Raw genomic sequence first — 8739 nt, forward strand, 5'->3', positions numbered from 1 at the left:
CTGGTCGGCGCCGCAGAAGGAGAAACCGATGGCAAAACGCAAACGACTGACCCCTGCCCGGCCGGACTATCTGGACGACACCCGCCCTGCCCAGGGAGTGAATTCCATGTTTCCGGCGGATACGCCCCGGTCCACACCTCCGGTTGCGCAGGTGGCTGGCGCCACGGCCGCTCAGGCCGCGCTGGAGGAGGTGTCTGAAGAATTGCGTGCTGCCCGCGCTGAGGGGCGGTTGGTGCAGGATCTGCCGCTGGATGCCATCGAGGAAACCCATCTGGTCCGCGATCGGATGGCTGCCGACGACGCCGAGATGGACGCGCTGAAGGAAAGCTTGAAAGCGCGCGGGCAGCAAACCCCGATTGAAGTCGTGGAACTGGAAGGCGGACAATACGGCCTGATCTCGGGCTGGCGGCGGATGACGGCGCTGCGGGCGCTGGCGCAGGAAACCGGCGAGGCACGCTTTGACACTGTACGCGCGTTCCTCAGGCAGCCGCAGAGCGCCTCGGATGCTTATGTGGCTATGGTTGAAGAAAACGAGATTCGCGTCGGGCTGAGTTACTACGAACGCGCCCGGATCGTGGCCCGTGCGGCGGAGCAGGGAGTTTACCCGGATGAGACTGCGGCCCTGCGCGGGCTGTTTGCGTCGGCCAGCCGGGCAAAGCGATCCAAGATCGGGTCTTTCGTAGCAATCTATCACGCACTGGACGATCATCTGCGCTTTGCCTCGGCTATTCCCGAACGGCTGGGGTTGTCGGTTGCAAGGCTTGTGAAAGACGACCCCAAAGCGGCGGCGTCGATTGCCCAAACACTGGCCGATGCCGCGTCTGTCACATCCGAGGCCGAAATCTCGGTTCTGACACGTGCGGCGAATGAAATAGGGTCTAACTCGCTAAAAACGTCCGATTCAGACTATGTTTCGCCGCCAGCGGAAACGATTGGCGATATTCAGGTGAAACAGAAACGAAACGGGAAGCAGCTTATGCTGTCCGGCCGCGGAGTGTCGGAGGCATTCCTTACGGACTTGCGAGATTGGCTGCACGCCCGTGGCACCTGATGTTTCGCGCGCGAAACATTTAGAATTTCACTCTGCTGGCAGCGCCTTGCGGTTGATCAGTCCGATCCATCAGCAGGATTGTTCTCATTGCGCTCAAGAAGGACGAAACGATCATTGCTGAAGATCGGGGCATAGTTGTCCATGAGATAATTCCCAACAAGCCGGCGCCAGCGCGTCCGCATTTGCATCGCTTCAAGCGGGACAGCAGGTACGTGAACCGAAGCCAGCATTGCCCGCAACGCGCCGTATTTGCCACGGCTGACCCAATGATTTCCGGGCAGAGGCGGAGCATCGTCGGGGGTCGATGACATCCAGTCATAGGATTCCCGATCGATAATCACGAGAACATCCGGGTTTTCGTTGAGCGTCTTGCGCAACGACTGGCCACGTTCATCGCCATAGATATAGTTATCGGTCAAAAAGCCGACTTTTGAGACCCCTAACCTTGCTGGCAAAGACCACAGGCGGTCATAGGCAAAAACGGGCTTACCTCTTTGTGGCGGTTCTGACAGGAAGCGCGACAGTTCTACAATGTTTTCGTCCGGATCGCTCTTTTCACGTAGAAGGTTCTGTTGCACAGAGTTGACTATGGTGTCGGGCCGCGCCAACTGACCGGAAATCATGGCTTGATAGTTGGCCAATAATCCGTCGCGGAAAACATATCGGGCGATCGTGAACTGACCAAAAGTGTATGTCAGTGCCAGGATAAGAGTCAGGGCAATCCCTAAACCCCGCAATGAGTTGGCGATAGGGGCGTAGGATGCGCGTAGAGGCAGTATAAGGCAGAACGCAATAGGCAGAACACTGGGGACAAGGTGCCATTGATCGGCACGGCTAAGACCGCTTTTAAGCAGGATTACTGCATAAGCCAAAGCACCGATGATCAACAGATCAGAAGGTCCCGGCGTATCTATCCAGTTGCGGCTTAGCGTTGATCCGGTCAGCCAGATGGCGATCAGGACCAGCGCAAAGACTGCAAGGCCCGACGCGGTCCAGTAAAAGCGGAAAGCTGCCTCACCCGCATCAAACTGACCAGTCAGATAGCGGACGACGGAAAAGTAGTCCCCGATGGCGGGACCCAGAAGAAACCACAGGCACCCCACCCAAACGACGAATGATACCCCCGCCGTCAGCAAAAGTGCGGTGATTGCGCGCCTGTCCCGGCGTTTGGCGAAGATGGATGCGTAGATTGCAAAAATGCCAATGGCGGTGGCAGCGCCGAAGTCCTGAGAGTAGCTGAGCAACAACCCAAGAGCGACACCATGCAGCACACAGAGTCTGGTGTGGAAAGGGCGATGGGCCACACTGATCAGGATCAGCACACCTGCCAGTTTGCGCAGACCGTTCTGGTTCGGTCCGAGCATGGTGTTGAAATACAGGCTGGACAGTAGCAGGAACGCCCCTAATCGGGCCCAGAAAGACGAAATGTAGGTCTGGATGGGGATGAGCAGCGCCAGCATCACCAGCAGTTCCAAAATCATCACGTAGGTATAAAATGGAACCAGGGAAAACGAAGTCAGCTTGGTCCACCAATATGCGGGATAGAGCATAAGAGGCCCGTACAAAAATTCGAAATCCTGATAAGGGACGTCCCCCCCCAGCATTCGATGCAGTGCTGTCAGGTGGATGGATTCTTCGAAAAACGGCCCACTTGGTGCAAGTGCCGGAGGGAAGTAAGCAAATACGATCGCGATAAATACAAGAAACGGCAACAGCAGGGTCGTCGCCCACCCGGATTTTGAAGCAGATTGGGCCGGGGGGCGTGGAGAGGATTCCGCCCCGCGTGACAACACCCAGACACCTGTTACGGTGAAGAATATCCACAGCACGGTCGTGATATGTGCAATTCGGTTATTATATCCTTCGGCCTGCGCAGTGCTGATGACACCCGGCGCGTGCCCGAATGCTTGCGGAAGCCACACTATCAATGGCAGGATCAGAATGAACGAGGCCAGCGTAAAAACGACGCTTCGCCAGTTGGGGTTGGTGTTCTTTTGCATCTCCGCTCTCGTCATAGGTCAGCAGTTCGTATTGGCGGGGGATCCTGAATTGCTTTGATATATCAGGCATGTCTGCCCTCAGGACCACTTCAGGTGTTTAGTTTTTGGGGTGGTATCTCCTTGTTACAGCCCCAAATAATTCTCCAAGCAAATCCAGTTTCCCTCTGAACCCATTGATTTTGGTCGGTACGGCGCCGCTGTCGGGATAGGTGCGGGTCACGCCAACCTCGGTCACTTTGTAGCCAAGCTGCGAGGCCCTGACAGACAGGTAAAACAGCAGGTTGTACTTCAGGAATATGTTTCGGAACGGGCGGACATCTGGGTCGGTCAGAAAGGCGCTGGAGTAGCCTCGAAACCCGTTGGTGGTGTCGGTGAACCAATGTCGCGCGGCAAGGCTGACAAGCGGAGCGTGGATGAAGCGGCCGGCAATCCAGCGTGACAGAGGGGTGTTGATTGCGCAGCCTCCGTGCGCGTAGCGCGACCCCTGAACGTACCCATATCCGGCTTCAAGCTTGTCGAGGATGCGTTGAATGCCATCGACGCCATCCTTTCCGTTCCCGTCCATGGTGATAATCGCCTCATAGCCCTGTTCCAGTGCCCAGGCGTAGGCCATTCGTAATTGCGCGCTCAGCTTGCCGGGACCGGTCTTTGTCAGGCAGGCCCGAACCTGTCTGCGCTCAAGCTGGGCCGCTTGTGTTGAACCGTCATTGGACCCGCCATCCGCGATGACGATATCCACCGGTGGTTCCAGGGCGGCTATTGCATCCAACTGGCCCAGCAATCGCTCGCCTTCGTTGATGACCGGGATGACAAGCGCTACTGCGTAATTACGGGGCTGAAAGCTCTTGCTTTCATACGCGGGAACCTGTCGGTCTGGTTCGATCTCGGTCAATTGGCCCCCTCTCACTCTTGCCCAAAACAGACAGAAAGGGTTTCGGACAGTGCATCAAGCCCACCACGCATTTCGATTGAAACCCAGTTTTGCCAGGCTGCGGCTTCAAGAGCTTCGGATACAGACTGAACAATTTGTGCTTGCGTTGACAGCGGGGCCAACTCCGGGGCGCTGAGATGAACATGCTGCGAAACATCCAAAGCGTTGGAGAGCCAGCTTTCGAATGTTTCGACCTCGCCCGTCAGGATGGCCGCCCCAAGATCCAAATTCATGCGGATTGCCGGGTGATCGACCGATCTGACAACCGCCAGGGTGTCGGCAATGCTGGTCATGAAATTCGTGCCATACTGCACCGGATTGGGTTCCAGTGCGACGACCACACCTTTGGCGGCCGCCGTATCGCCCATCCTGAGAAAGCTGTCGCGCCAGATCGCTTCTGCCTGTGTGACGGCCATATCATCCGGGATCACCCTGTTTTGGGGGGAGCCGAAGACAAGGTTCCGGCAGTTCAGGTGCGCTGCAAGCCCGATTGCGCCTTTCATGGTCTCTTGCAGGGTCTCTTGGGCCATGGATGAGCCAAAAAGATGGGCCTCGGGGACACCAAACAGAAGGGATTGCATCGAAGACGGGTGCAGCCCGAATTCGGCAAGCTCGGCAAGCACCCGGTCGCATTCCTGTGCGGTCGCCTCAAGCGGTGCATCGAGGTCGGGAAACAGCAGCCCCGGCGCGAATTCAAGGCCACTCACCCCATGATCGCGCAGCAGCGCATAAGCTTCGAGCTTATGTTCAGGGGACCAGGCGATATTCGAGACCGAGAGCTTCATTGACCCAACCCGGTCAGCGTTCGGATACCTGACAGGATTGTGTCTCGCCCAAGCAGATAGCCGTCTTCACTCCCCCAGAGGTTCGCGTGTTGGCTGCGCATATCCTGCGAGACTTTCGGTGCTTCGCGATATGGGAATGCGTTGCCCGTCAGGTTTTCGTAGATGTCGCCCGCCCGCAGTGGCCGGGTTGCGAGGTTCAGGACCGATAGGTCGTTTTTGCGCGCTGTTGTGATGTCATCCCATAATCTGGACAGGCCGTAGAACTGAAACATGCTGTCCGCGTGTGTAAAGGCCAAGGCCGTCACCCCGGCATCCTCACAGATATCGCGCAGGCGTACGCTTGTGTCCGTACCTGCAATCTCTTCGCGGTTGCAGCGCCACATTTTAGCGCCCTCATCCCAGCTGAAGCCGCGTTCGATAACCTGTTTGTCGACCGAGTTGGCAGTAGCATGCAGGGCGTCGTATTTTTCGGGCTTCAGAAAGGACGGCACCGGGTTCATGCAGTCGAACAGGAAGTTCTTTTTCAGATTATGCCCGAACAGAGCCGGCAGCCGCAGCACAAGGTGGCTTGGGAAACGATCTGCGATCAGGGTCTCAAACTCGCGGCGATGGCGGCCATAGGCAAGTTCGGCTTCAAAATCATGACTGTCTTCTGCCACCGGCCTGGACGGGTCGCGGTAAACCGCGATTGTTGAAATCAAAACCACATGGTTTGCCCGCACTTGCCGCAGCTTTTCGAACAACCCCAGAATATTGGCCCGATCCGCGTTCGGGTTCTGATTGGCCAGCCACATCGTGGCGGGGACGGCGGAAACCACAAGCGTGTCGCAGTCATGCCCGACCACCTGATCAATGTTTGACGAATTGAACAGGCCCGAAAAGCTATGTTGGCGGGTCAGATTACCGCCAACAAATCCTGTGTACCCGACAAGACAGTCCATTACTCATTCCTTTGAAACTCTTTGACGCACAATTCAGGTTCACAATTCCTCCGGCGGCAATTCTTGCATATTCCGACCGAATACAACGCGGGAATTTATAATAAAGTTTACAGTAAGTGACACGCCTGCACCCGCCAGCAGGATTAAAGCATCCCGTAGCCAGTTGGCTGTCATCACAACGTCAACAAAAGACTCAAGGATCACGATTGTCGCGATGCGTGCACATCCGGCAAAAGTAGCACTCAGCAAAACTCCGGCCAGACGCCGCATCGAAACCGCACTGGTGTCAGAACGAAACAGCCAGAATTCGAAGATCAGATAGTTGCATGCGCCGATAACCAAAAAGCTCAGCGTTGCCGACAGCCACAGCGGAAATCCGACAACCCGATGCAGAAAAAGGGCTGCTGCAATATCGATGACAAGGCCGATCCCACTGACAGCTGTGAACTTAAGAAAACGCATCAGGTCTGGGTCACCAAATGTGATGACAGACCGGCCCAGTCCGGTCGTCTGGCCTGTAGAAATTCGAACAGGTCAAAAATATTGTCAATTTTTCCCCCCAGAATTGAGAACAGGCCCGGCAATTGCTCGTGTTCGTCCATTAAAATTGGTCGGCCATCGTCAAATTCGTTGCGCAGCAGCACCGTCTTTACGTCAAAGAGGGACTTCTGCAATTCGATATTGGCTAGGCAGGGCATATAGCGGGCCGCGTCATTGACCATATGCCGCCAGCGGCTGTGACGTTGAAGCTGTTCAAACTGCTCATATGCGGACGGGCCAGCAGGTGTATCGATCCACGACGCCTGTGGAGTATATCGGACATGGGACAACGAGTAGGCTTCTTCGGCCGGAAAGGGCATGATCGAAAAGAATGGCCCATCCATCACAGTGACGGCAAGATCGTTCAGTTCAGCGGGTTGTTTGACAAGCGCAATCTCGACCATCTCATGTTTGAGGGGATACAGGTTAAGGCCACTGTTTCTGAGCAGCGTATTGAGTTGAGCATAACCAACGTTGAAAACGGTTTTCGCACCAATTGTAGCGCCATTCGACAGATCGACTTCAAGATGCCCGCTTACGGTCTTACGAACCCGTTGTGCTTCGGTTTCGAACCAGACAGGGACTTCGTGTGTGGACATTCTTGTTTGCAGATGTTGGCGCAGCTTGGACCAATCAAACGCGTATTCCTGACAGGTAAACACCGCCTCGACTTCTTTTGTGTCGAACAAGGCGCACTGCGATGGGCTGGCCCGCTCAATGGGCGCTCCCATAAGTTTGTACATCGCCTCGAACCGGTTGGCCTGTACATGCGACTTGCGCTTTGAGATGGCATAAAGCATTTCGAAATCGTCCTGAATGCAATTTCGGAACGCGTTCGTGAAAATGGGGAAATTCTTCAGGGACCGCTGCGCGGTGACAAAATTTCGGGGATAATGCAGCCCTGAATGAACCCGTGCCTGGTTGACCGCCGAAGCGCGGGTCATCAGTTCCGTGCTGCGTTCGACCACCAAAACCCGATCTGTCATGCTGCGAAACAGCAGGCTGAGCGCGCAGCCAAAGAACCCGCCGCCAATTATGACAACGTCGAAATCCGAGCGGTCCGTGGGTGCTGTAGTTTCAGAATTGTTCATCACGGTAGATCGGGCAATCAATCCGGGGCCATGGTTTCGACATTGACCCTCTGAAAATTTTTGAAAAAATCGGTGTTGTTCAATTCCCGGATAACTTCGTCACCCGTATTGTCCTGAAGTCGGCTGAGAATCTGATAAAGGGCTGTTGAAATGGCACCGAATAAAAGGCCCGCCAGTGCAGTTGAGCCGCTGATTGCGATGCTGGTCGTAAACCAGCCGGGTTGCAGCGCGGCACCGAAGACAAACAGGCAGATCGCGTAGAAGAAAAACAAAACAGAGCAGAATGATACGAAAAAGCTTAGCATTGCGAGAAAGCGCAGAATGCTGGGGGGGGAGTTGGACAGAATTTCTATGGCCATCCCAAGTTTGAGGTAGATCGAGCGCCTGTTACGAAAGCTCGGGCCCGGTTCGACGTCCAGCGTAGTGACATCATCAGAGTGCCCACCATTGCGCGGCATAAAGCGCAAGGCGATTTCCCGGTCGGCCCTCGAGGCGATCCATCCAATATGAGAGCGGTGAAATGCTGCCGACCGCAGAATCTGGGGGTCGACTTCATAGCTTGAAATCAGGCTCAACAGTCGGGCTGCAATGCGTGCTGGAAGACTGGCTCTATTTGTGTTTCGCAACCTGACAGAGGCACCGGTACGAGTCATGGTGTCGTAGATTTTGTGCAGGTCGATAAGATTACGCTCATCCGGGGAAACAATGATTGCAAAATCGCCAATTGTTTCCGTCGCGGCGATTACAGCCGCACGATATTCGCCTGTTCCCTCGCGTAGGATAAGGCTGCGCAGATTGCGCAGGTTGAACAGGCGATCAAAAACCGTCCGGTTGCGCTCGTAATCTGTTGTTGCGACAAGCAGCAGGATTTCAAAAAATTCAGTCGTGTTCTCCAGAAACTCCAGCGCCTCGAGCGTTGTCTTCTCGATATCTGCGATATCGCCCTTCGCCAGAATGGCAATGCTGATCAGATATTCACCGCGCAATTGTGGAGAGGCCGGTTTCATTTGAGACGAGACGGCTGATGAAACCTGCAATTATCACTCCTGAACCATCAAAGGGTCTTCCCGGAAAGTGTCCTTATGCGGGGAATATCTGTCAACAAATATCGGTATTCAGTCAGTTGCCGACGGGAACAGGCCTCTGACCGCCGAGGGTCATATCTTCATTCGGTGTCGGACCGATACTTTGCCCCGTGATTTCCAAATCGTTGTGTGTGCCGGGCACCAGAACCAGCTCGTATGCAGCCAAGTCGTAATCCGCGGTGCCTTAGTAACTGATGGCGGCCACCACCATCACTGTTAAGTTCTCACCCCAATAGATTCGTGACCGGATTTTCTGCGATATCGACGTCATCATAGTATTTCTGCGCCTGGGCCATGGAGCGGTGCAGCGAGAGG

The 8739-nt window shown here is 55.2% G+C and carries 8 protein-coding genes; 1 reads left to right on the forward strand and 7 read right to left on the reverse strand.

What is annotated here, in order from left to right:
- Window positions 1–28 precede the first annotated feature (28 nt).
- The gene (locus tag ACR0CR_RS18295) at window positions 29–1051 is read left to right on the forward strand and encodes a ParB/RepB/Spo0J family partition protein (protein ID WP_480601916.1); all 1023 of its coding nucleotides are present in this window, start codon (window positions 29–31) and stop codon (window positions 1049–1051) included.
- A 56-nt stretch (window positions 1052–1107) separates the two neighbouring features.
- Here the strand turns inward: ACR0CR_RS18295 and ACR0CR_RS18300 are convergent, their stop codons facing one another.
- The 7 genes from ACR0CR_RS18300 to ACR0CR_RS18330 form a co-directional block, all read right to left on the reverse strand.
- A complete protein-coding gene (locus ACR0CR_RS18300; protein ID WP_480601918.1) occupies window positions 1108–3051 on the reverse strand; it encodes a hypothetical protein in 1944 nt (647 codons plus the stop codon).
- Window positions 3052–3148: 97 nt separating this feature from the next.
- Complete coding sequence (locus ACR0CR_RS18305) at window positions 3149–3943, reverse strand: glycosyltransferase family 2 protein (RefSeq protein WP_480601920.1); 795 nt, start codon at window positions 3941–3943, stop codon at window positions 3149–3151.
- Window positions 3944–3954: 11 nt separating this feature from the next.
- Complete coding sequence (locus ACR0CR_RS18310) at window positions 3955–4767, reverse strand: sugar phosphate isomerase/epimerase family protein (protein WP_480601922.1); 813 nt, start codon at window positions 4765–4767, stop codon at window positions 3955–3957.
- Window positions 4764–5708 carry an NAD-dependent epimerase/dehydratase family protein gene (locus ACR0CR_RS18315; RefSeq protein WP_480601924.1) on the reverse strand — a complete coding sequence of 315 codons (945 nt, stop codon included), beginning with the start codon at window positions 5706–5708 and terminating at the stop codon, window positions 4764–4766. The genes ACR0CR_RS18310 and ACR0CR_RS18315 overlap by 4 nt, the downstream gene beginning before the upstream one ends.
- Before the next feature lie 39 nt (window positions 5709–5747).
- On the reverse strand, window positions 5748–6170 hold the full coding sequence (locus tag ACR0CR_RS18320) for a GtrA family protein (RefSeq protein ID WP_480601927.1): 423 nt from the start codon (window positions 6168–6170) through the stop codon (window positions 5748–5750).
- A complete protein-coding gene (locus ACR0CR_RS18325) occupies window positions 6170–7339 on the reverse strand; it encodes an FAD-dependent oxidoreductase (protein WP_480601929.1) in 1170 nt (389 codons plus the stop codon). The genes ACR0CR_RS18320 and ACR0CR_RS18325 overlap by 1 nt, the downstream gene beginning before the upstream one ends.
- Window positions 7340–7356: 17 nt before the next feature.
- Window positions 7357–8376: a hypothetical protein gene (locus ACR0CR_RS18330; protein ID WP_480601932.1), complete on the reverse strand. Its 1020-nt coding sequence runs from the start codon at window positions 8374–8376 to the stop codon at window positions 7357–7359.
- Window positions 8377–8739 lie beyond the last annotated feature (363 nt).

It is taken from the genome of Ruegeria sp. AM2 (assembly GCF_056540685.1).

Coding starts and splice junctions, on each gene's coding strand:
- ACR0CR_RS18300 (WP_480601918.1), bottom strand. CDS start 3,051: ATGCAAAAGAACACCAACCCCAACTGGCGAAGCGTCGTTTTTACGCTG.
- ACR0CR_RS18320 (WP_480601927.1), bottom strand. CDS start 6,170: ATGCGTTTTCTTAAGTTCACAGCTGTCAGTGGGATCGGCCTTGTCATC.
- ACR0CR_RS18325 (WP_480601929.1), bottom strand. CDS start 7,339: ATGAACAATTCTGAAACTACAGCACCCACGGACCGCTCGGATTTCGAC.
- ACR0CR_RS18310 (WP_480601922.1), bottom strand. CDS start 4,767: ATGAAGCTCTCGGTCTCGAATATCGCCTGGTCCCCTGAACATAAGCTC.
- ACR0CR_RS18315 (WP_480601924.1), bottom strand. CDS start 5,708: ATGGACTGTCTTGTCGGGTACACAGGATTTGTTGGCGGTAATCTGACC.
- ACR0CR_RS18295 (WP_480601916.1), top strand. CDS start 29: ATGGCAAAACGCAAACGACTGACCCCTGCCCGGCCGGACTATCTGGAC.